The 22,087-nt window shown below is 65.9% G+C and carries 22 protein-coding genes; 8 read left to right on the top strand and 14 right to left on the bottom strand.

The features are described 5' to 3' along the window. The first annotated feature begins 12 nt into the window (after positions 1-12). On the top strand, positions 13-405 hold the full coding sequence (gene speD, locus ACQP0P_RS01410) for an adenosylmethionine decarboxylase (RefSeq protein ID WP_433358686.1): 393 nt from the start codon (positions 13-15) through the stop codon (positions 403-405). 801 nt (positions 406-1,206) lie between these two features. Here speD and ACQP0P_RS01405 read toward each other — a convergent pair. Continuing rightward, entirely contained in the window at positions 1,207-1,560 is a 354-nt protein-coding gene (locus ACQP0P_RS01405) for a hypothetical protein (RefSeq protein ID WP_433358685.1), read from the bottom strand. A 519-nt stretch (positions 1,561-2,079) separates the two neighbouring features. On the opposite strand from ACQP0P_RS01405, the gene ACQP0P_RS01400 reads away from it, so the two are divergent. Together ACQP0P_RS01400 and ACQP0P_RS01395 are read left to right on the top strand one after the other, a co-directional pair. Continuing rightward, positions 2,080-3,318: a Scr1 family TA system antitoxin-like transcriptional regulator gene (locus ACQP0P_RS01400; RefSeq protein ID WP_433358684.1), complete on the top strand. Its 1,239-nt coding sequence runs from the start codon at positions 2,080-2,082 to the stop codon at positions 3,316-3,318. Positions 3,319-3,462: 144 nt separating this feature from the next. Next, positions 3,463-4,254 (top strand): SAM-dependent methyltransferase, encoded by a 792-nt coding sequence (locus ACQP0P_RS01395; protein WP_433358683.1) that lies wholly within the window; start codon positions 3,463-3,465, stop codon positions 4,252-4,254. Here ACQP0P_RS01395 and ACQP0P_RS01390 read toward each other — a convergent pair whose 3' ends face one another. The 7 genes from ACQP0P_RS01390 to ACQP0P_RS01360 all read right to left on the bottom strand — a co-directional run bounded on the left by ACQP0P_RS01390 (position 4,255) and on the right by ACQP0P_RS01360 (position 10,364). Then, entirely contained in the window at positions 4,255-5,451 is a 1,197-nt protein-coding gene (locus tag ACQP0P_RS01390) for a cytochrome P450 (protein WP_433358682.1), read from the bottom strand. Between the two features lie 293 nt (positions 5,452-5,744). Continuing rightward, complete coding sequence (locus tag ACQP0P_RS01385) at positions 5,745-6,431, bottom strand: hypothetical protein (protein ID WP_433358681.1); 687 nt, start codon at positions 6,429-6,431, stop codon at positions 5,745-5,747. A gap of 153 nt (positions 6,432-6,584) precedes the next feature. Next, entirely contained in the window at positions 6,585-7,313 is a 729-nt protein-coding gene (locus ACQP0P_RS01380; RefSeq protein WP_433358680.1) for a hypothetical protein, read from the bottom strand. A gap of 146 nt (positions 7,314-7,459) precedes the next feature. Next, complete coding sequence (locus ACQP0P_RS01375; RefSeq protein ID WP_433358679.1) at positions 7,460-8,020, bottom strand: hypothetical protein; 561 nt, start codon at positions 8,018-8,020, stop codon at positions 7,460-7,462. 17 nt (positions 8,021-8,037) lie between these two features. Further along, the gene (locus ACQP0P_RS01370; protein WP_433358678.1) at positions 8,038-9,102 is read right to left on the bottom strand and encodes an MAB_1171c family putative transporter; all 1,065 of its coding nucleotides are present in this window, start codon (positions 9,100-9,102) and stop codon (positions 8,038-8,040) included. Then, positions 9,099-9,608 carry a hypothetical protein gene (locus ACQP0P_RS01365; RefSeq protein WP_433358677.1) on the bottom strand — a complete coding sequence of 170 codons (510 nt, stop codon included), beginning with the start codon at positions 9,606-9,608 and terminating at the stop codon, positions 9,099-9,101. Before ACQP0P_RS01365 ends, ACQP0P_RS01370 begins: the two co-directional genes overlap by 4 nt. Before the next feature lie 51 nt (positions 9,609-9,659). After that, a complete protein-coding gene (locus ACQP0P_RS01360; RefSeq protein ID WP_433358675.1) occupies positions 9,660-10,364 on the bottom strand; it encodes a hypothetical protein in 705 nt (234 codons plus the stop codon). Between the two features lie 146 nt (positions 10,365-10,510). On the opposite strand from ACQP0P_RS01360, the gene ACQP0P_RS01355 reads away from it, so the two are divergent. Then, positions 10,511-10,729 (top strand): hypothetical protein, encoded by a 219-nt coding sequence (locus ACQP0P_RS01355; RefSeq protein ID WP_433358673.1) that lies wholly within the window; start codon positions 10,511-10,513, stop codon positions 10,727-10,729. Between the two features lie 214 nt (positions 10,730-10,943). Here the strand turns inward: ACQP0P_RS01355 and ACQP0P_RS01350 are convergent, their stop codons facing one another. Then, a complete protein-coding gene (locus tag ACQP0P_RS01350; protein ID WP_433358671.1) occupies positions 10,944-11,933 on the bottom strand; it encodes a sigma-70 family RNA polymerase sigma factor in 990 nt (329 codons plus the stop codon). Positions 11,934-12,585: 652 nt separating this feature from the next. Here ACQP0P_RS01350 and ACQP0P_RS01345 point away from each other — a divergent pair. From ACQP0P_RS01345 to ACQP0P_RS01335, 3 genes are all read left to right on the top strand, one after another. Continuing rightward, on the top strand, positions 12,586-13,185 hold the full coding sequence (locus tag ACQP0P_RS01345) for a biliverdin-producing heme oxygenase (protein ID WP_433358670.1): 600 nt from the start codon (positions 12,586-12,588) through the stop codon (positions 13,183-13,185). Between the two features lie 74 nt (positions 13,186-13,259). After that, the gene (locus tag ACQP0P_RS01340; RefSeq protein ID WP_433358668.1) at positions 13,260-13,934 is read left to right on the top strand and encodes a hypothetical protein; all 675 of its coding nucleotides are present in this window, start codon (positions 13,260-13,262) and stop codon (positions 13,932-13,934) included. A 51-nt stretch (positions 13,935-13,985) separates the two neighbouring features. Beyond that, complete coding sequence (locus tag ACQP0P_RS01335) at positions 13,986-15,665, top strand: MFS transporter (RefSeq protein ID WP_433358666.1); 1,680 nt, start codon at positions 13,986-13,988, stop codon at positions 15,663-15,665. Positions 15,666-15,786: 121 nt separating this feature from the next. Here the strand turns inward: ACQP0P_RS01335 and aroF are convergent, their stop codons facing one another. The 3 genes from aroF to ACQP0P_RS01320 form a co-directional block, all read right to left on the bottom strand. Next, complete coding sequence (aroF, locus tag ACQP0P_RS01330) at positions 15,787-16,869, bottom strand: 3-deoxy-7-phosphoheptulonate synthase (RefSeq protein ID WP_433358664.1); 1,083 nt, start codon at positions 16,867-16,869, stop codon at positions 15,787-15,789. Beyond that, positions 16,870-17,181, bottom strand: a complete 312-nt coding sequence (locus tag ACQP0P_RS01325; protein ID WP_433358662.1) for a hypothetical protein — start codon at positions 17,179-17,181, stop codon at positions 16,870-16,872. It lies immediately after the preceding gene. 531 nt (positions 17,182-17,712) lie between these two features. Continuing rightward, positions 17,713-18,054, bottom strand: coding sequence for a hypothetical protein (locus ACQP0P_RS01320; protein WP_433358660.1), 342 nt, complete (start codon positions 18,052-18,054; stop codon positions 17,713-17,715). 464 nt (positions 18,055-18,518) lie between these two features. Here ACQP0P_RS01320 and ACQP0P_RS01315 point away from each other — a divergent pair, with 464 nt between their 5' ends. Next, the gene (locus tag ACQP0P_RS01315) at positions 18,519-19,670 is read left to right on the top strand and encodes a phosphotransferase (protein WP_433358659.1); all 1,152 of its coding nucleotides are present in this window, start codon (positions 18,519-18,521) and stop codon (positions 19,668-19,670) included. Between the two features lie 20 nt (positions 19,671-19,690). Here ACQP0P_RS01315 and ACQP0P_RS01310 read toward each other — a convergent pair whose 3' ends face one another. Together ACQP0P_RS01310 and ACQP0P_RS01305 are read right to left on the bottom strand one after the other, a co-directional pair. Then, positions 19,691-20,191, bottom strand: a complete 501-nt coding sequence (locus ACQP0P_RS01310; protein ID WP_433358657.1) for a transposase — start codon at positions 20,189-20,191, stop codon at positions 19,691-19,693. 535 nt (positions 20,192-20,726) lie between these two features. Beyond that, positions 20,727-22,064 carry a helix-turn-helix domain-containing protein gene (locus ACQP0P_RS01305; protein WP_433358656.1) on the bottom strand — a complete coding sequence of 446 codons (1,338 nt, stop codon included), beginning with the start codon at positions 22,062-22,064 and terminating at the stop codon, positions 20,727-20,729. Positions 22,065-22,087 lie beyond the last annotated feature (23 nt).

Here is a 22,087-nt window from a genome sequence, read left to right as displayed (position 1 = left end):
CGAGGCCCCGCGATGATCCACGCGATCTACGACCTGACCGGCTGCGACCTCGTCGATATATCAGGTGAGCAGATCATGACCGCGATGCGGCAATCCGCGGTCCGGCTCGGCTGCACGGTCCGCACGCAGCTCATCGACCCGTTCCAGCCACACGGCGCGACCTGCGTCCTGGTGCTGGCCGAGTCGCACCTCCTCGTTTCGACATGGCCCGAGTGCGGGCTCGCCCACATCGACGTCTTCACCTGCCGCGCGGTCATCGACCCGCGCGAGGCGGTCATCCCGCTGCTGAACCTCTTAGGCGGACAGGTCACCCAAACTCAGCACGTCCCCCGACTGGCGCCTCCCGAACAAAACGCCGCCGCCCCCTACCCGACGCAGGCCCTCATCAGCGATGCCGGGCCGTAAAGATCACGTGCAAGCGGGCAGGACCCCGCCCCGTCCTGGATGCACTCCAGCTTCGTGGATTCTTGTCCCTTTCCTCCTGACAGTTTAATGACGAATCCCAACTCACCTTGCCCCCTCACCAGGTCAGAGAAGCCTGGGCCATCTACGACGGGCACCGCGTCTGAGCCGAACTGCCGCCACCCTTCCCGACGCCCGTCCAGGAGGTCCCTCATTGTCGTACCAGGCAAAGCGAGGGCGGGGTGTGGTGCTGTGAAGGTCGCCGATGGTGAAAACCAGTGGGGTGAGCCACCTCTGTGCGGGCGTGGACGCCAGCCACGAACCGCGTGAACTCCTCCTGGCCGGCGCCACGGAGAACCGAAGGCTGCAGAGCCCCACCACAGGCGCTGGAATCGACTTCGAAGCAGCGTGGCGTCACCCTCATGGCCGCCCAGTTCACGACGTTGGGCAACAAGTCAGCCGAGCTGTTTCCATACGAGGGCGCTGGGGGATGACGCTCCGGAGCTGGGACACCGATGTGAATCTCCAGCGCCGGAGTCTCGGCTCCACGGTTAAAACTTGGCTTGCGGTGTGGTGTATGGGAATGGTTCGGGGAGGATCTGCTGCTGGGGTATGAGTCAAACTCGGCACCCGCGACCTCAACGACCTGGCCGAAGCGATCGATTAGGCCTTCCAGCGGGTGCGCGTGGACCAGCCAGGTTGCCGGGCTGTTACGGTTGGTGGCCTAGACGAGGTCAAGATCACCGATGATGGTGTCCTTACGCTGATGGCGAGCAGATTAACTGCTGAGCTGCGGAGGTTTGTTCAGGGGCGCAGGGTTTGCCACACCTCGGGTGACATCTGCTGGGCGGCGTTCATGATGAGTGCTGTGGTCAGGGCGATGGGGTGGCCGAGGGTGAGCCCGCACACGGCCCGCTTGAGGTCGCTGAGGGCATCGGGCAGGCCAAGGTGGTCGGCTGGCGAGCGGTGGCGGTGATCGATGAGGGCCTCGATCTCTCGCCCGGCGAGTTCAGGGGGAAGCGCCTGGCGGTAACTAGAGATGATCGTGTCTAGCTCGAACAGGGCGCTGTAGGTTTCGTGACGCGCAGCGGTGATGAGTAGGCGGTCGTGTCGCACTTCGTGGCCGCTCAGGTAGCTCTGGCGGGTGAAGGTGTACAACAGCAGCCCGGATCGGCCAGCTCTATAACACCACTGTCGCGCGGTCCGGCCGGTGAGCGTGAAGCGTCCGTATGGCAGCGTTCCGTTCAGGAGCGCTTTCCCTTTCCACACGGCGCTGCAGGAAATCCGTGTGCACTCCCGGGGGGTGAATGACGGCGGAAGAGGCTCAGGCCCGGGATCGGCAGTGACGTTGTCCCAGCTGAGGGGCAATGGGCGGATGGCGGTCGTCGGGCGTAGTGTGAAGGCGCTGCCAGTGGCGCCGCACGCCAGGAATCGGCGCCTCATGGGCGTGGAGGGAGCGCGTGGGTTGAGCGGGGCAGGACGATCACGATGGGGGGCAACATTAGGCTCCAAGGGGCGGCGGCCTGAGGCCGTGGTCCGGAAGGTCGCTGCGTGGGGTGAGCAGCGGAGTCAATGTGTGCAATGGATGATGTGTAGACCGAAAGGGGTACGTGCCAACTATCGTTGGCACATGTATGATTCCTGTCGGCTCCCCTCCCTGTCAACTATCGTTATCACTTGGGCTTGATCGGGGTGAATTCGATGTCACTGCCCGCGCGACTCAAACAGCTTTTCCAACAGACGATCGACCCCGAAACGGGACTGCCCTACACTCAGCGACAGGCCGCGAAGATCATCAGAGCCTCAGGGACACCGATCACAGGCGCCTACCTGAGTAAGCTGATGAAAAGCGAAAACCCCACGCCGTCGATCCAGATAGCCGTGGCCATCGCCCGATTCTTCGGGGTGACAGCGGAAAGCCTCCTCGGCCAGACCGCCCCCTTTGTACCGCCGCCGATCCACTCGCGCGGCACTTTGCCAGTGAACGCGACACCGCTACCCGGCGAAGCGGTACATCCGTTCCCCGCCCACCAGGTTCGGCAGGCCCACGCGGGGCTAGTCAACCAGGCCAGACTGCCTAACCGGATCGGAGGGCGGCTTCGCCTTCTGCGTGAGGACAAAGGTGTCTCCATCGCGGAGGCCGCGGCCACCGTGGAGTTGGACGAGGCGGTGCTAGTCGATGTCGAGACTGGGACGGTGGAACTGGAGACCGCGGATCTGAACACACTGCTGGTGCTATACGGAGTGGTCGACCCCTATGAGCGAGATCTGCTGCTGTCGGTGGCGCGCGGCGAACGCGACACGGCGTGGTGGTACTCCTACATCCATGGGATGCCGTTGTGGTTTCTGACGTATCTGGCGATGGAGGACGGGGCGTCGCTGATCCGCTCGTACTTCTCCGATGGCATCCCACCTTTGTTGCAGACGATGGACTACGTGCGGGCCGCCCGGAGGGCCACGCATCACCCCGACCCGGCGCCTGAGCACGTGGAACTCGCGGTCCGGTTGGTGGCCGAACGGCAGGCCCGGCTGATGGACACGCAGGCGGTGAAGATCTGGGCGGTGATCCAGGAGAGTGCTCTGCTCAATATGGTCGGTAACGTCGAAGTGCAGATCGGGCTGATCAATCATCTGATCGAGGCCACGCGGCAAGGCAACGTCGCGCTCCAGGTGAACAGGACAGGGGGGAGCCGGTATCTGCCGCGAGGAGGGTCGTTCAATTTGTTCCGCTTCCCGGGGCCGGCGCCGGATGTGGTGTACGTGCCGCGGCTCGTGAGCGACAATCTGGTGCACGATCCGCTGGAGGTGTCGGAGTATCTCCAGGCTCATTCCCGGTTGAGCTTGTCAGCCGAGCCGATCTCCGAGACGGAGTCGGTACTCAAGGCGATCCGTGATCGGATCATCGCGGTGGGTTGACCCTGTCCGCAGGTGCGGATAATTCGCCCATGTTGGGTCTTCGCGTCGCTGTCGTGCCCAACGGAAACTGTTCTTCTGTTTTTGGACCTTTGGGAATACGATGTCCTCTCTTTGGGATCACCGAAATCGCTCGAGGGGGACCGCATGGAAGAAAGCTGGAGGGTTGGCATTGATCCGCAAGTGGCCAACGTGGCGCGCATCTACGACTACTACCTGGGGGGGAAGGACCATTATCCTGCCGATATAGAGGCAGCCGAAAAAGTTATTTCGGTCAGCCCGTATGTCCCGTTGGCGGCAAAGGAAAACCGCTATTTCCTGCGGCGTGCTGTGGAATATTTGCGCGTCACAGGTGTGAGGCAGTTCCTCGACCTCGGTGCGGGACTCCCCACCCAGGGAAATGTGCACGAAGTCGTCCCTGGCGCCCGCGTCGTCTACGTCGACCACGACCCAGTCGTGAAGCTTCACGCCGATGCGCTGATCACCGACCAAGACAACGTCAAGACCATCACCAGCGACATTCGCGCGCCGCAAGACATTCTCAACCACCCTGTTGTGCGGGCAGCATTCGACTGGGACCAGCCGATCGCAGTCCTCCTGTTCAGCGTGCTGCACTTCGTGTCCGACGATGACGGCGCCTACGACATCGTGGCGCAGCTGTGCGACGCCCTCCCTGCAGGCAGCTGGATGGCGATCAGCCATGTCACCCGGGACGGGTTTCCGCAGGAAAAGACCGGCCCTATCGGTACGGTGTACGAACGATCCACCGCCCAGGTTCGGTTCCGGTCCAAAAAGGAGGTCACCCGGTTCTTCGAGGGCCTGCGCCTGGTCGAGCCCGGCATGGTGTATATCCCGCAGTGGCGCCCAGACGGGATCAGCGAAGGATTGCCGCCGGAGAAAGTCGGTATCTTCGGCGGCGTCGGCCAGATCCTTCGGTAATTACCGGGGCGTGACGGTCGTCGGCAAACTCGAGAATCCCCGCATATTCGGCGAGTGCACCCGTACCGGTATCCCGACTTCGTAGTTCTCGTGCACCGCGGCGACGAGTTCTTCCAGCACCACCGTGGTTTCCATACGGGCCAAGGCGGCACCGAGACAGAAGTGCGGGCCCGACCCGAACGACAGCAGGCGTGAGGTATCCCGGCCTAGATCGAATTGGTCTGGGTTCGGGAACACTCGCGGGTCCCGGTTGGCGGCAGCGGCAAGCAGCAGCACGCGGGATCCGGCAGGAATGACCTGCTCGTGCAGGATGGTGTCGGTGGTGACCAGGCGAGCGACCATCTGCCCGCTGCTGTCATAGCGGATGGTCTCCTCAACCCAAGGACGGATCCCTCCCGGTGCGAACGCCACGGCTCGCTGGTCGGGGTGGATGGCGACCTGATACCAGGCGTTGCCAAGGAGCTTGATCGTGGACTCGTTGCCCGCCACCCCCAGCAGGAGCAGGACGGCGCAAATGTCGGCGTCGGTGAGACAGTTCCCATCGATCTCGGCGGCGATGAGCGCCGACACCATGTCATCGCCCAGGTGCCGGCGCCGCTCGGCGATGAGTGCCGCGTAGTAGCCGACCAGGGCGCGGGTCGCCTGCATCGCGGCTGGTGGCATGGTGAAGTTGTGTTCTTCGTCGCGCTGCACGATGAGGTTGGACCAGGTGAGGATCTGGTCGCGGTCTTCCTTCGGCACGTCGATGAGCTCGGAAATCACGTCCACGGGGATACGCTGCACGAGGGTGGTGAAATCGAACGTTTTAGCGTCCAAAGCCTCGGCGAGGCGGGCTCGGGTGAGCTCGCGGATTCTCGGCTCCAGGGCGGCGACACGGCGTGGGCTGAAGCCGCGGGAGACCAGGGAACGGAACTGGGTATGCTCCGGCGGATCCATGCTGATGAACGACGATCGTTTTCTCGCCTCGGGGGACCACAGCTCTAGGGACACACCGTGACTGCTAGAGAACCGGGCAGGATCGCGGAACGCGTCCCACACGTCGCCATGGCGGGACAGGGCATAAAACGGCACCTCGGGCACGGTGCTGAGGTAGACGGGCGCCTCCTCGCGGAGGCGCGCGTAGGTGGGGTATGGGTCTTCGTGGAGGGCGAAGTCGAAGGGGTTGTAGTCGAGTGGCGGCAGTGCGGTCGTCGGCATGCGCCAATGATCCGGGTTCATCGCGATGGGTTCAATCCTTGCCCGGGGCAGGCTTGTAGCGATCGGTGTGGGCGCACAGCCATGTTCTCGGCCGGTGATCGGTATCCTCGCCGGGCATGCCGACCCCGAGCCGGCGCTCAGCCCCGAGCCGGATTGAAGCGTCGGCGGCTATCGCGTGGGAACTGCTCGGCGATGGGGTGAGCCGGGGCAGCATCGCACGAGGTACAGGAGTGAAACTGCCGACCGTACATCAGCGGGTGAACCGCTCCCCGCCGGCGCAGCGGTGGAGGTCTTCAGCTGTCTACGGCAGGCGCCCGCCAGCGGGCGTCGACGGACAGAACATCGCGCACGGCTGCCTCGGAGACACCGAGCCTGTCGGCGAGGCCCGCCGGCGAGCCGTGCTGAGGTTCGGCCTCGCGCAGATTGCGCAGTTGCAGGGCGATCGCCATTTCCAGTTGTGTCACCTCCAGGAGCGCTCGCTGGAGTGCCCAGCCGAGCCGCTCGTGCACGTCGCCATCGAGGCCGCGGCCGTAGCCATGCCTGTGCGGCTCTTGCATCTGCTGTGCGGTCCGCAGGCGCAGGTCGGCCAGGTAGATCTGATTGAACTCATCGATCAGGGCGAGGTCGTCGTCCAGGATCCGGACCAGCCGCAACGGGGCATCGCCGGGGTCGGGTGGTAGATAACAGGAGGGATCGTGCAAGGCCCGTACGGCGGACGCCATCTTGTCGAAGGCGTAGTACATGGCGTCATCTGCTGACAGGCGAACGGTCGCATATGGCGCCGCATCGTCGCCGTGCTCGGAGCGGACTTCGTAGACCACTGCGGTGTCGGGGTCGAGGTGCAGTTCGACCCGGTGGCCGTCGCTGCCGTCGGAGGACAGGCAGGGGAGCGGCCGGAGGCGGGGCACTAGCCCGAGCAGGTGCATCCGGGCGCCGTCGAACGTGGGAAAGGTCAGGAAGTCGGGGAGCGTCTCAGCCATCTACGTATCGTAGGAGTACCCGTACTCTCGGTAGAGGCGATGGTGGAACCTCGTCGGGAGAGCCGGGGCGCCGAAGTGGGCCAGAGCCGTTTACCGCTCGAGGCCCTGCCGCCGGGCGCCTCGCCAGGTCGACCTCTACCTGACCAGGCCCTATTAGAAGTGCCGACAGGGGTGCTGTTTTTCGGTCCATGGGCTGTCGCTGTCTTGCCGATATCGCTCATAGAAGCCCTTGGCATGTGAGTACTGGCCGGAGGTATACCAAGTCAGGCCTGGGTGGCGGATCTCCATCTGGCGAAGAGCAACGGTGCCGAGCCCGCAAAACTGCCAATCAAGCGAGAAACTGATCTTGTTGAGAAGACCGACACTGCAGAGCTCGCAGATCTCGTAGCGGACGTGCCCCAGCGGATGTTCATCGCCAGCGGCGATCGAGAATTCGTAGAACAAGGTCTGCGAGTCGGCGACCCGTCCAGGGCGGCTGGGTGTGGCAGTGGCACGTGCGATCGCTTCCGATCGGGCGCGGCTGGCTGCGGCGTACAGGCTCCAGCCCAGGTCGGTATCGAGGTCGGCGATGGCGATCTGCGACCAGCCCGATACCTCGACGGTCTCTCTGGACAGGAGAGCAGCCAGGCGGGTCTTCCATACATCGGCGAACTCGGCTGGCCTCCGATGCTCGCTGTCTTGCTCGGCCAGCGTCTGCTGATAGGCCTCACGGACGATCGCTTGTGTGGCTGCCCGGCGCATCCTCCGCTCGATGTCGTCGCGCTGAGACAGGGCGGCGGCCGTATCGCGCACCCAGGCAATCAGACCGCGCAGCCCAGCCGGCCGCTTGGGCGCCGCTGGCCACAACTCGGGCAAAGGCTCCCACAGTAACCGCATCACCATGCAAGCACCGTAACGCCAGACGGCCGAAGGAAGCCAAGACTTGGGCATCGGCGTCAGAGCGTACGGCCCAAAAGCGCAGGACCATCGACCAGCCCAAGCCGGTCTCCCGGCATCGACCTGAGTGCCCTCGCCCGCCGCTGAACCCTCTACACGCCCATGGCAGCGAACACCGCCCACGCCACGCCCGCCCCGGCCGCCGCACCCGCGACGGCTTGGGCGAGCGTGTGGTGAGAAATCCGCACCCGCGCCCACCCGATCACCGCCACCAGCACCGCACCCACCGTGAGCGTCACCGCGGCCGGCAGCACATACGCCAGCACCACAACGACCCCGGCCGCCGTACTCGTGTGAAACGAGATCTTCCATGCCAAGGTGATCGGGCCCAGCACCGCCAGCCAGCCGAGCATCACCACGACCATCGCCGTCAGCTCGACCGGCTCCCCGTCGGCCAGCAGCAACACCAGCAGCGTCACCAGCACGGCCGCCAGCGCCGCCAGCATTGGCTTGAAGCGGCTCGTCCGCTCCACGATGTGCCGTGAGTCCAACCGGCCCCGCCACACGCCGATCGCGATCATCATGGCCGGTACGCCGCCGCACACCGCCGAGATCGCCACACCCCATGCCGCACCCGCCCAACCGGCCGCCAACCCGCCGACCACCGGCGGCAGGCTCAGCATCAGGTTCTGCGGCGCGAATACCTCCGTCACCACCCATGCGAACCCATTCAGGCCGGTTCGCGGACTGGCCCCAGACGCCTCCACGCCCGCCACAGACTGATCAGCCACTGCGCCTCCTGCCCATCGTTTCCACCTTCGACCGGCACACCGGCCACCAACCCGCCCCCCGGGGCGCCGGTCTGCCTCACCGTGAGAGCCTCACGCAGCTGGAGCGCCGCAGTCTCTGCATCCACCCGACCGCTTTCGTACGTGCCTTCCGGCAGGTACGCGGCCAGCTGACGCAGCACGTCATGGCACTCCACCACCCGCCGATGCAGCCGCACCCGCCACGGCCCGTCGACCTCCAGCACCACATCCGGCTCTATCTGCGACAGCAGCCGCCACAGACCGCCCAGCCGGGTGTACAGCCACCAGGCGTACGCCGCGGTGACGCCGCGGTGCAGCGCCTGCCACGCCATCCCGACGATCAGCAGCAGCACGCTCGGGATCAGCAGGAATGTCTGGTCGAAGCCCAGATCGTAGGTGATCAGCCCGGCCAAGCCCGCCAGCGCGTACACCGGCGACAGGGCGCACCACACCGCGCCGGCCCCGAACAGGGCCAGCTGGAAGCGCAGCACGCCGCTCGTCTGTGCCGCGGCCGACGCGCAGGTCGCCGCCAGCGCGAGCACGACGAACGCCACGTACAGGTACCACAGCAGGAAATGCGCCCACCCCGCCCAGATCTCCACGCTGTCGGCTGTGAACCGGGCCGGGTCGGCGAAGAACACATTCGTCTCACCCCACCGGTCCGCGCCGGCGAAGTAGGTGATGATCAGGCAGATGATGACCGTGACCGTCGCGATGATGTGCACCCAGCCGCGGCGGCCGGCCACTCCGGACATGTACAGGGCGACGCCGACTGCGCCGATCATCGCCGTGCAGCGCTTCAGCAGCGACGACAGCGGAACCCCGCCGACGTCCACCAGGGTGGCGACCTCGGGGCGGGCCAGGGTGAAGCCGACCGCGATCCCCAGGACCATCAGCAAGAGCCCCTGATCTTGCCGGGTGGCGCGCTGGCGCAGCCGCACCGCGACGGCGGCCCACAGCGCCGCCGTTATCAGCCAGCCCGTCACTGTAGACCGTCCATGGCCTGGCGGATCCGGCCGACCCGGCCGCCTTCAGGCTCATCGGCCTGGTCGCCGGCGATAGCGAGTGTCGCGTACAACTCGGCGTGCCTCTCCTCTGCGACTTTGTACTGGGATCGCGCCATATATCGGGCCACCATCTCCGGATCCAGATCCGGAAGCAGTTCGGTGAGGGTGGACTGGGGGCCGGCGCCCAGGCCGTGACCGAAGGTTTCCGCTGGCGACGACATCAGCAGGTGCCCGACCTCGTGGCCGATGATCTGCCAGCGGTGTACACCGGTCGTGCCGCGCGGCACATGAATGTGGTCGGTTTTCCCGTCGAACCGCCACAGGCCGCACACCGTGAATGGCAGGTTGTCCTCGTGCAGGACGATCGGGTGGCCGCGGACCTCTTCCACACGTGCGAGGTAAACGCCGACGTCGAACGGGCGGGGCGCCCGGACCGCAGCCAGCGCGGCGCGAACGGGGTCAGGGACGATGAACCGGCGGGGCATTACGAGACCTTTCCGGACGTGTGCCCGAAGATTACAAAAATTTGTGATCTCTCATGCCTTATTGGGCTTTTCGCCGTGTTCCCGTTCGATCACTTGGGCGATCCGGCGGCGCGCGGAGTCGTCCAGGCTCGCCGCCCGCAGAGCGATCTGCTGGATCTGCTGGTCTTTCATGGCCGTGAGCAGAGCGAGCTGAGATTCCACCCGCTCGCGGATCTCCTCGTCGCCGATCAGGTATTCCACCGGCACGCCGAAGAGTCGCGCGATGCCGGTCACCTCGTTCAGCAACGCCCATGGCCGTTCACCGGAGACGAGCTCGGCCAGGGCCTGCTCGGTGATCGGTGTCCCGGCCGCGGCGATCGCGGATGCCGCTTCGCCTGGGGAGTAGGGCTGTCCGGTCTTCAGGTTCTCCAGGGTGGCGAACAGGTGCCTGAGACGCTCGGGGATCTGCCCGGCCCGGATAGCGCTCGCGAGCAGGACGAGCTGGGTTTCCAGGCGTGCGACGTACGCCAGCTGGGCCTCGTCGGTGCCGGCACGCAGGTATTGGACGGGCACGCCGAAGAACTGCGTGATTCCCAGCGCTTTTTCCAGCGACACCGTGGTGCGCGATCCGCTGCTAATCAGCGACAGGTAGGCGGCGGTGATCGGCTCCCCGGCGGTGGTTATCGCCGCCGCAGCCTCTCGGGTGCTGAACGGCTTCCCGTCAACGGGGTTGAGGACCTGCTGGAACAGGAAAGTGAGCCGAGCAGACAGCGACATGCCAGCCCACCCCTATGTTAACTCTGGTTGACAGATTAGACCTTAGCGGAACCAGAGCACCCCATCAAGATGTTAACTATAGTTGGAATAGAGGGATTTTAGCGCAAACATACACGAACAACGGGACGTCAACAGCCTTCACCTCGATGATCACCTGGTTCACCACCCACGAAGCCCGCCTCATCTGGGCGGCACTCGGCGCGCTCACCGGTGCGGCCGTCTCGCTGGTAGCCGCCCGCCGCTGGGCCGCTCGCACCCGCTGGTACGCCGAGACCCTTGACTGGGCTGAACGGATCGACGAAGCGCCCACCGTTCGGCTGTTCCCCCGCTTTGAGGCATGGTTCAACGCCCAAGTGCGGACCTAGCCCGGTGTCGCTCGCCTCCTGGCCCTCCCCTTTCTGCTCCTGAAAGTCGTCATCGTTTTCCGCGACGACATCCCCGGCTTCTACCAACCATGACGGCCTGACCTGTGGAAACGAGCGCAGACGCAAATATAGCGACGCTTCTAGGGTTCCTCTCCCCACGCTGGAGAGGAACCCTTCGCCTTGTGCCCGAGCAAGAACTCAGAGAGGTGTCATGTCAGGTGAGGTACTCGCGAAAGGCCTGAGCCTCGAGGGCCTGACGCAGTGACGACAAGGTGGCCCTTTCGATCTGCCGTACGCGTTGACCGGAGAGCCCGATCAGCGCGCCCGCCTCGTGCTGGCTTTTGGGTGGGCCGTCCAGTCCGTAGCGCATCGCCATCACCGTGGCCTGCTGCTTGGGCAGCCTCCTCAGCGCTGCCCGTAGGCTGCGCCGCAGCTGATCGTGGCGCATCGCGGCGAGCACGACATCCTGCCCGTTCGGCGCGTCGACGTCTTCGATGAAATCACCGAACTCGCCGTCGCTATCGACGCCGACCGGGGTGTGCAGGGAGATCGGCTCACGGTCATAGCCACGCAGTTCGATCACCTGCGCGGCGGGCATATTCGCCGCGGCCGCGAGTTCCGCGATGGTCGGATCACGATTCAGATCAGACTGTAACTTGCGCTGGAGACGAGTCAGCCGGTTGATCACCGAGACGGTATGCACCGGGATGCGAATCGTCCGCCCCTGGTCGGCCAGGGCCCGGGTGACGTGCTGGGTGATCCACAGGGTGGCGTAGGTGGACAGCTTGCAGCCTTTTCGGTAATCGAACTTCTGCACCGCGCGGATCAGTCCAAGGTTGCCTTCCTGAATCAGGTCTAAAAACATCAGGCCACGTCCCACGTGCCGTTTGGCGATCGACACGACGAGACGGAGGTTGGACTCCACCATCACGGTCATGGCGTATTGGCCGTCCTCGGCCAGCCATCGCAACTGCTGGTGCTCGGTGTCCGGCAGGTGATCACCTGCGCTGGCGAGCCGCTCAGCGGCCAGCACCCCAGCTTCGATTCGACGGGCCAGGTCAACCTCTTGTTCGGCACTCAGGAGCGGAATCGCGGCGATGTGGTTGAGATAGTCCCTGACCGTATCGACACCCGCTGCTGAGGTGGTCGAGCGGTTGGCGGTCCTGCGCTGGCTAGGGGATGGCGCGTTGTCAACAGCGGTCACAGTCCGTCTTTCCCGCCTCCCGGCGAGGCCGTGCACCGAGGCCGGCACGTGAACGGTGTCAAGGTGTGGTGGTGGGGCGCTGACCTGCACTTGCCTTGGTCGTCGTGGTGCTGATGCCCCGTCTCGGGCCGGGATCGTTCGTGAGTCGGCCGTAGCCGACGGTGAATGTCTTTGCCCATCGTGGATGTGGTGACAATCTTAGTCAAGTCTGTAAATATTTGTGTCAAGTAATTGGGGTGGCGCAACCCCGCCGCGAGCCAGCAATGAAGGAGCACCGTGAAGGCATCCTCAGATCGCATCACACCCGTTTGCGGGGCTGTGGCGCCGGCCATTCCTGAGCGGGCGGCAACACCGCAGGTCGGCAGTGCGAAAGACGTCGACGCCCACGCCGCCGAGGACTCTCGCGCCAGCTACAACCGGCCCCGCTGAGACAATGCGGCGGCGTCGGCCGCCCTGGACGCATGCCGGGCCACGCACACATGCCCTTGGGTGAGCACTGGATCGCTCGCCCTCTCGCGGATGACGTTCATCGGCTCTCTGAACGCCATCAGGGCGCTCTAACAGGCGTTATGTGCGAAGTGCAGCATCGGTCACCGACTTGACAACCACCCTTGACATCCGACTTGACTCTCTGCCGTATCTGGAGCTTCCCGTGGCCGTCTCCTCATCGACCGACCTCCTCACCCCTGAGGCCCACCCCAATGCCGTGGCCGTGCTGTGGCACGCCGTCGCGTCCGTGCACGCTGAACTTGCCGTGCACCTGCGCGCTCTCCACGAGGCCAGTGATCTCGACACCTACCGCTCCATCCTGATCATCTTGGAGGAGTTCCAACGCCCGGCAGAAGCAGCGATCTGTGCCATGGACTGGTCAGCGGTGCATTTCGACCCCCATGCCATGTGCAGAGGCGATTTTCTCCGCGCTGACCTGAGCGCTCTCGGCGTCACCAGCGCACCCGCTCCGCGCGACAGCTGCCCGCTGACGCCGATCGACTGCCTGCCCCACGCCGTCGGTCTGGCGTTCGTCCTGCTGGGCTCGACCATGGGAGGTGCGAAGATGGCTCAGCGCATCGCCATCACCCTCGGTGCCCCGACCAGCTTTTTCAGCAATCCGGGCCAGGTCAACTGGCAGGCGTTCGGCGCCATGGTCGAGCGGGCCCTTCCCGATGCCACCAGCCAGCAGCAGGCCGCAGATGCGGCCGTCGACACCATGCGCCGCCTTGTCGCCTGGACCATGACTCGGCTGGCGCGCTAATGACAAAACCACAGGTCACGGTGTGGCCGACATTTACCCTTTCGCCGCCCGCCTTTCCTCGCCACCCCAGCAGCATGCCGCAAGACCTGGTGCACGCGATACGCCACATCTGCGCCGCCGTGGCCGGAGGCGACGCCGTGGTGTATGCCGAACCCGGCGCGATCGGCATTCAGGTCCGAACCGGATCACCGCCGCAGGAACTGCGCCGGATATTGATGCGGATCGGCTGGCACGTCGAGCAAGGCCGCGGGGGGCTGCTCACCGTGCTGGGCTGGAGTCGGTCCAACCTGCTGCGTCGTGTCCGAATCCTCACCCTGGCCTGCGCCGATCTACGGGAGGGCTACAGCCACACCGTGCACGCGGCCATCGCCACGGCCGAGCAGCATCTGCCCTCCCAGACCGGCGCGAACGAGAGCCACGCCGAAGCCGAGATTGTGGCGTTGGCCGAAGGTAGCGCCGATCGCGCCCTCACCTGGGGCAGCCTCCTGGACGAGGTGCATGCCCTGGCGCGTCGTAGTAGCGATCCCCAGATCACCGCGGTGTTGAACACAGTGCTCGATCTCGAAGCCGAGCTCGCGGCCCTGCGCGCCGAACACCTACGGGCCGCCCGCCGCGCGGCCCAGGTGGTGTGGCGCTGCACCCATGCGTGCCTCAGCCCGCTCACCGTGCGCACCGCGGCGTGGCAGGAGTCGATGCGCACCACCACCCCTCCCACCTCCAGCGCGCCGGGCATCCTCGCCGACGCCTGACCCTTCCCCAGGCGTACCGGCCCCGCCTGCTCAGTGACAGGAATCATCACCATGACCGTCGTTCCCACCCGCGCTGCCTTACCCGACCGCGCCGCCCCAGCGATATGGTCCCGACGCCGCACCATCCTGCTGATCACGGTGACCTGCGGAGCCTCAGCCCTGATCATGGGGGATGTCATCGCCGCCACCCTCATCCTGCCCATCATGGGCCGAACCCTGATCGGGGCGGGAGCCAGCACCGCCGACCTGCAGTGGGTGGTCGGCGCCGCCATGATCCCCTACGCGGCACTCCTGACCACCTGCGGCCAGCTGGCCGATGCCCTCGGCCGGGCCCGCATGCTGGTGGCAGGGCTGATCCTGTTCACCGCCGCGGCCTTGGCCGCCACCGCGGCCCCGACCCTGCCCCTGCTGCTGGCGGCCCGAGCACTGCAAGGAGCCGCCGCCGCGGCGATCATCCCCGCCTCACTCGGCCTGCTCCTGGCCCACATCACCCTCACCCGGCGAGCCGCCGCCATCGGCGCCTGGTCGGCGGCCGCAGGCCTGGGCGGAGTCTTCATGCACAGCACCGGCGGATGGCTCGCCGACCAACTCGGCTGGCGCGCCCTGCTCGCCCCCTCGGTACTCATCAGCCTGGCACTGGTGTGCGCGGCGCTGGCCCTGCCGAGCGCGCCGTCCGCCACCGGACCTCTGCCGGATCTGCTGGGCAGCACACTGCTGCTGGCGGGCATCGCCGCACTGGTGATGGCGGTGAGCAAAGGCCAGCACTGGGGGTGGCGCGCGCCGCTGACCATCGGCTGTATCGGCGGGGGAGCGGCACTGGTCATGGCCGCGCTGTGGCGCTCGGCCCGCCATGCGAGACCTGCGCTGGACTTGCAACTGTGGCGTCAGCCCACCTTCGCTCTCGGCGGGAGCATCTCCCTGCTGTACGGCGCCGTCTCCTTCACCCTGCTCGCGCTCGCGCCGCTGCTGCTGCACCAGGTCTGGGGGATCGGCATCGCCTTCGTCGGGCTGGCGATCGCCCCCATCTCCGCCGGAGTCGTGGTGACGGCACTGTTAGCCGGCCGGGTGATCCGTCGCCACGGGCCACGCCCCGTGACCTACGCTGGTGTGCTCGTGGCCGGCGCAGCAACCCTCTGGGTCCTGGCCGCGGCCATGAGCGATCAGCCGCGCCTGCAGGTATGGATTCCGGCGAGCGCGCTGATCGGCTGCGGGCTGGGAGCCATCAGCACCGGCGCCTCGGCCGCCGCCGCACTGAGCGCCGGAGCCCACCGGTATGCCTCCGCCGTCGGCGCGAGCATGACCGCCCGCCAGGTCGGTGGCGCACTCGGCGTGGCCGCGGCCACGGCGATACTGCAGCAGCCGCCCCTGACCGGGCCACTGCCCGGCTACAGCGCCGTGATCGTCGCACTGATCGTGCTCACCGCGGTCACCGGAGTGCTGGCCCTATTCATCGCCCCGCCTGCACCCAGCACGACCGGCGCCAGCACCCCTAGCCCGTCACTGGTGACAGCTACGCCGGACCTCTCGCCTCTACTCACCGCCGCTGCACCTTTTCAGCAGCAGCACCTGCCGCGCCCGGACCTGTACGCGATCGCCGGCGCGCTCGTGAACGCCACCGGTGTGCTGCTCGCCCACCACCGCACCGGCACCCTTGCAGCGCACCCGCCCCTTCACCGCGGTGGCCATCCGACCGGCTTGCCAACCCCTGGATCCGCAGACACCGCACGATGACGGCCCCGAAGCTCATCACCGTCGGTCTGAACAAGGTTCCCCGAAAAGAGACGCGCCGGTGCGGGGAGCGGCCAGGTGGGGTCTCGAAAACCTGGCCGCTCCCCGCACCGGCGCGCGAGTACTACCGGATACCGCTGCCCACCCTGCCATCCTCCAGCGTCACCAACTCGCCGAACGCTATCGGCCCCCGCGCTCGCGATCGACCGACCAACGGGGGAAAAACACGCATCACCCGAGCGAGTTCGTCCAGGTCGCCGTCGACCAGCGCCTGGGGGCCGTCGCAGAGGGCCTGGTCGGGGCGCGGGTGGACATCGATGATCACGCCGTCGGCACCGGCCGCGATGGCGGCGCGGGTGAGCGGCAGGACCAGGTCGCGGTGGCCGCCGGAGTGGGACGGGTCGACGATGACCGGCAGGTGCGACAGCCGCTGGGCGAGCGGCACCGCGGAGACGTCCAGGGTGTTGCGGGTGGCGGTCTCGAAGGTGCGGATGCCGCGCTCGCAGAGCACGACGTCGAGGTTGCCGCGCTGGGCGATGTACTCGGCGGCCATCAGCCACTCCTCGATGGTGGCGTTCATCCCGCGCTTGAGCATCACCGGCTTGCCGGCGGCGCCGACGGCCTGGAGCAGCGCGAAGTTCTGCGCGTTGCGGGTGCCGACCTGGAGCATGTCGGCGTAGGAGGCCACCAGTGCCACGTCGCTCGCGTCGACGACCTCGGTGACGACCGGAAGCCCGGTCTGCTCGCGCACGTCGGCGAGGATGCGCAGGCCGGCCTCGCCGAGCCCCTGGAAGGCGTACGGGGAGGTGCGGGGCTTGTAGGCGCCGCCGCGCAGCAGGGTGGCCCCGGCCGCGGCGGCCATCCGGGCGGCCTGAAGGGTCTGGTCGGGGGTCTCCACCGCGCACGGGCCGGCGATCAGGGTCACCGTGCCGGGACCGATCGGCACACCGGCGACCGACACCGTCGAGCGCCGCAGGTGATGATCACGGCTCACGAGCCGATAAGGGGCCGTGACCCTCACCACGTCGGCCACCCCGGGCATACCTCGCAGGTCGAGGGTGGTGAATTGAGCGACGTCACCGGTCAGACCGATGATCGTGCGGCTCTCCCCTCGACTGACCGACACCTCACAGCCGGCTTCGATCGCCGCGTCGGCGATCGTGTCAATGTCGGCGGCGGTGCAGGTCGGCGCCATCACGATCACCACCTAAGACACCCGCCGCACATCGCCGATGCCGCCATGCGCCCCTTCCGGGGCCGAGCGGTCTTTACGGACGGACGCCATGAAGGTCACAGCCCCTTGGCGGATCTGCTCCAGGCTGCGTGCTCCCTCGACAGTGATCTCAGGAGTGAAGCCTTCCTTCAACAGGAGCGCCACGTCCTGCAAGAGCTGATGCACTGACCAGTACACCACGGTGGGTGTCTGATCGATGTCGGCCAGCGCCGAGCGTCCCGTCGGCTGCCGCGGCTCATCCGGGTCCCAGGAAAGGGCGATGTCTCCGGTGCGCTCGCCTGGCAACTCCGGATGATGTGCCGACTGGCGGCGCACCAGTAGCTGATCAGCGGCGCTGGCCGCTGGGAGGATCGGCGGCTCCGGAGGCCACGGCCACTCGGGATCCGTGGCGGCAACCTGAGCATCGCTTTGGCGGACGTGCTCGCCATCGCGGTGGCGACCACGCCGCCTGCCTGCAGGGGGCGCGGTGCGGTTGGAGTCGGCGCTGGGCGTTGGCGACGTTGACGCAGCAGACGATGTGCCGAGCACGAAGGGGGGCCGCTGCGACTGGGTGGAGGTCTCGGGGTAGGGGGAGCGGCGGCTGGCCGCTGCTGGCCCATCCCCAGGCGGAGCAGGTGAGGGGTAGTTGAGGAGCCGGTCAGGTGGGGTCATCGGAAAGACTCCGCTCGTCATCGTGCTGGTAGGGGGAGGAGAAGGAAGGGTGTCATCGACAGCGTCAGGTGTTTCTCATCGGGATCACGCCGACGGGCCCGGTCACGCTGATGCGCGGCCGGGCCCGCCCCCGTCATGATCGGCGCTCACCGGACAAGAGCGTGATCAGCACGCGCCAATCACCTCGGTGGTCATCCAGGAGGGGACGTTCGGCGCCCGGTAGTAGGACGAGTAGCGCGGAAGGGAGCGAACCGTGCTCCTGTAGCCGCACAGGTTGGTACTGATCGCGCCGCCGTCTCGGAAGTACAGCCAGATCTTCCGCTGCATCGAGCAGGTGTTCTTGATGGTGATCTGCCCGTCGGCGGTGGAGGTGGCCGGGCGGTAGTTGCTCCAGGACGCGCACGCCGCGCTGGCGTTCGCGGCCGACGCCGGTGCCGACGGAGCCAGGGCCAAGCCGAGTGCGGCCGTAGCGGTAGCGGCCAGGATGCGGATACTGCGAGCCATCATCGGAATACTCCGGAATTTTGGGTGGCGGGCTTCTTACGGCTCCGGAGCGTAGATTTGGGCAGGTAGATAGCACAGCGCACGTTATTTACAAGTAACCTTGACTGTCTGTTAAGTCTCCTTTGCTCCAATATGAGGCGTTTTGTGATCTTGCACTAAAAATTTAGGTCGTCTTAAACAAAGATATTGACGTGTCTGATCGAGGATCCGGTGTGGGGATGGAAGTTCCGTACGTTCCTGCACGGGCGTGGACGGCCGTGCCAACTGCCACGAGAGTGGGCTCTGGCGGCAGTTGGCACGTGGACGGCCGCGGAGGGGCCGGTGGCACTGTTCAACCAGGCGGTGGGCGCTCGGTGCCATCGGGTGCTGCTGCTGGAGGTCTCGGTGTTGGCCCGGCAGATGGCTGAGGTGCAGGCGGTCGCGGAGAAGCGGCTGTAGGCCACGGTGACGAAGGCTGCGCGGCAGACGTGTCGCTGCCGGCGAACTTGGTGGCGCTACTGGAGGTGCTCGAGGGGCGGCGGGTCTCGGAGCTGGAGCGGCTGCGCCGGCCGCTGACGTGGACCATGGGCACGGGCACGGGCATGGCGAAGGCTCCGAAGCGGGTGGATGAGATCACCGCGTTTCGGCTGGCCCGGGTACGGATCGACAAGATTCAGCCGAACTGGCCGGCGGCGCTGGCCCGTACAGGGCTGGGACCGAAGGCGCCGAACCTTCAACCCATGCCGGAGCCGAAGCGCACCGCGCTGCTGACATCGGTGGTGCAGCATCTGGAGGCGTCGGCGATCGACGACGCGCTGGATCTGTTCTCGCTGCTGATGCAGGCGCAGCTGATCAGCGCCGTGCGACGGGCGACGGACCGGGACTGGATCTCGGCCCGGGGCAGGGTCTCTATGCTGACGCGCATGGAACAGGAACCGGAGATTCCGTTGACCGGGGGCCGGATCACGAAGGGAGTCGTCCGTGTCGGGGACACGGTGCGGCGGCCGGTCGGGCCGCACTCGCCGTTCGTGCACCTGCTGCTCCGGCATCTGGAGGACGTCGGCTCCGACGCAGCGCCGAGGCTGCTCGGAACCGATGCCAAGGGCCGCGAGATCCTCAGCTTTCAGCACGGTGAGGTCACGACCGCCTTCCGGGCCCGTGACTGGTCGACCGCCCAGATCACCGCCGCGGCGCAACTGATGCGCCGACTGCACGACGCGACCGCCGGCACGCCGATCGCGAGTGGCGAGGAGACGGTGTGCCACAACGACTTCTCCCCGCTCAACGTCGCCTTCGTCGACGGCCTCCCTGTCTCCGCCTTCGACTTCGACCAGGCCGCTCCCGGCCCCCGCACGCGTGACCTCGCCTACGCCGCCTGGCTGTGGCTGCTCGGCGCCGACATCGCCCGCCCTCTCGATCGCCAACTGGCCCTCTTGCGTACCTTCCTCGACGTGTACGGGTTCGAGGACGAGTACCGTCGGGGCTTCGGCGGGCGCATCGTTGCCCGGGTCGAGGCCGAGCGCGACATGCACGATCGTGCCGGACGCGTCACCAGCCCCGGGTCCTGGCTGCATCTTGAGATCGCCTGGCTGGGCGAACACGCCGATGCCATCGACCGGGGCTTGGAAAGCAGCAGCTGACGGGATGACCAAAGCGGCCCTCAGAGCATGGATACCGCTTGCCAAGGCTGCGGTTTCTCACAGCGCAAGGTGGTCGAGCCAGTTCTCCAGGGGACGTCGGCGTGCTGGACTTCGCACGGACCGTCATGGACCGTGGAGAGCCGCACCGCCACCAGGCAGGAGGGGCCTCCCGGCAGGTGCACCAGCTCGGACACGAAGGCGTTCGGTGGCGCGGGCGTTGGCCAACGACTGAAGACCCAGGCCGCGCAGAACAGGGCGCCACAGTCGGCGAGGTAGGCGACGTGCTCATGTTGGCAGTGCAACGCGTCGGCGGTGGCGGCCGCGCCGTGCAGGTCCGGGATCTGGTCGAGCAAGGGTGCGAAGCGGGTGATTTCGTTGGTGTTGCCGTTGACGTCGGTGCTGGCCGGCACGACACCGGTGGCCCGGCCTGCGGCGGCCAGGACATGTCGGGCACTCGTGTCGCCGGTACGGGACCCGCGGATCGTCTTGCCATCCAAGGCGATCGCCTTGCTCGGCCTCACCGAGGCTACGAGATTGCGTCCTGCCGGTCAGGTCCCGATCACCACGGCGAGCACCTCGGGGCCCAGGGCCTGCAGCAGCTGGCGAATCATGGTCTTGGACGGTCGGCGTCGATCCCGAGCAGGACCGCAGTATCGGCGGGCAGGTCAGCGACCCACTCCCCGGTCGCTGGAAGCGGTAACCAGCCACGACCGCGCAGACCGCCGCAGCGACCACGGTCACCAGTCGGTGTCGTACTCCACGGCGGATGTGAGGACCGGGCAGATCCACCAACGCCGTGAGCAGCCCACCAGCACCATCCTCGACGGAGGTCCCGGCCAGTACGGTCGACAATGATGAGATCAGCCACGGTGGCAACGCGGGCATGACTCACTTCGGATAGATCAACAGGCCTTGAGAACCTCGATGATTTTCCGGAGCGGTCATGACCCGCCCTACTGTTCACACCCAGGGCATATCTGCACCAAACACCTCAAGCCGAATACCCCTCGCGACTTTGCCGGAGCCCTGCCCTCTGGGGAACAGGATGTTTTGTTCCTACAACCCCACACAATCCAAGGCCCTTTGATAGGCGTCGCAACTACGCGTGTGCTCACCAAGCTTTTCCAGCAGATGCGCGGCTGTCATCCATATCTGAGCAGTCAGGCGCGAGGCCCTTACCTCTTGCAGAACCCTCACCATAATATCCAACTCCTTCAGCGCCTCCTGGTCTTCCCCTAACTCATGCTGGATCTGCGCGACGATAAGATGAACCTCGGCTCGCAAAACCGGAGGCAGTGGTGTGACAGCGGTAAGCAACATCCTCCCGTGTCGACCTGCCTGCTCAAAACGGCCTAGCAGCACTTCGGCGCGCGCCAGGTTCATAGCGCGTCGCACCCCCACCGCCCCTACTGGAGGACCGGTAAACTCGCTCAATAACTGCGCCTCTAAGTCTCGAACGCGCCTGACGTCTCCGCCCGAAAAAGCCAGGAAGAGATGGTCTCGATCAGTGAGGAGCTGTCGTAGCCGAATCGGATCATCACTGTCCATCTGCGCATCAACGGCCTGGTCGATATGACTGAGCGCCTCGGCTCCCCGGCCGACCTCGGCCTCCAAGAACGCGACCTCCCGATGTGCAACACTGAGCGCAAAAGCTGTTCCAACCAGGTCAGCACCTGCAAGTAGCTCACAGGAAAACCGTCGGGCGTAAAGCAGGTCACCTCTTCGAATATACGTAGCCATCAATCCGGCAGCTAACGTAACAAGCCCTTCGTTCCATTCTGATCCGGTCACCCCGTTTAACAATTCCTCAGCGACCGACACCGCCCGGCATAAATCACCATTCTCCAAATAGCATCGTGATAGCACGCAAGCCACTTCGACGTAGTGCTCCATCGATATAATCGTCGTGTCACGATGCCGCAGATTCAGTAGAACTTCAATCGCTTCGCCCGGCTCACCGCAAGCCTGCAGCGCATACGCCAGGCCCAGTTCAGCCTCCAGGCGCAATTCCGCCATGCCATCGAGGAGGCCATTGGCTATTATTGCCATGTAGCGAGTCCGCGCCTGACTGACCTGACCTGACTCCAGCTCCCTGTGAGCCCGTTGCATTTCGGATTTGGCTTGTTTGGACTGCTCAGCAGTCACGCCGGTGAGTAAATAGGTCAGAGGACAATCAAGTTTTTCAGCTAGCAACTCTAGGATGGCGAGCGATGCTGGTCTTTTGCCGCTCTCGATGAGTGAGACATAGCTGTCAGATAGTTCAGGACGTCCAAGAGCACCCTGTGATAGACCACGTTGGCGGCGGACGGCCTTGATCCGCGCTCCTACCGTCTTCCCATCAACCGAAGCGTCTTCCGCCAGCTCTGGATCACCTACTCCTACCTGCGAGGGCAACCTCCTCAGCCTCCTTTGACCGC

Source organism: Streptosporangium sp. CA-115845, assembly GCF_050943795.1.
In the GTDB taxonomy this organism is placed as follows: Bacteria; Actinomycetota; Actinomycetes; order Streptosporangiales; family Streptosporangiaceae; genus Streptosporangium.
This window is presented reverse-complemented; position numbering and strand designations above follow the sequence as displayed.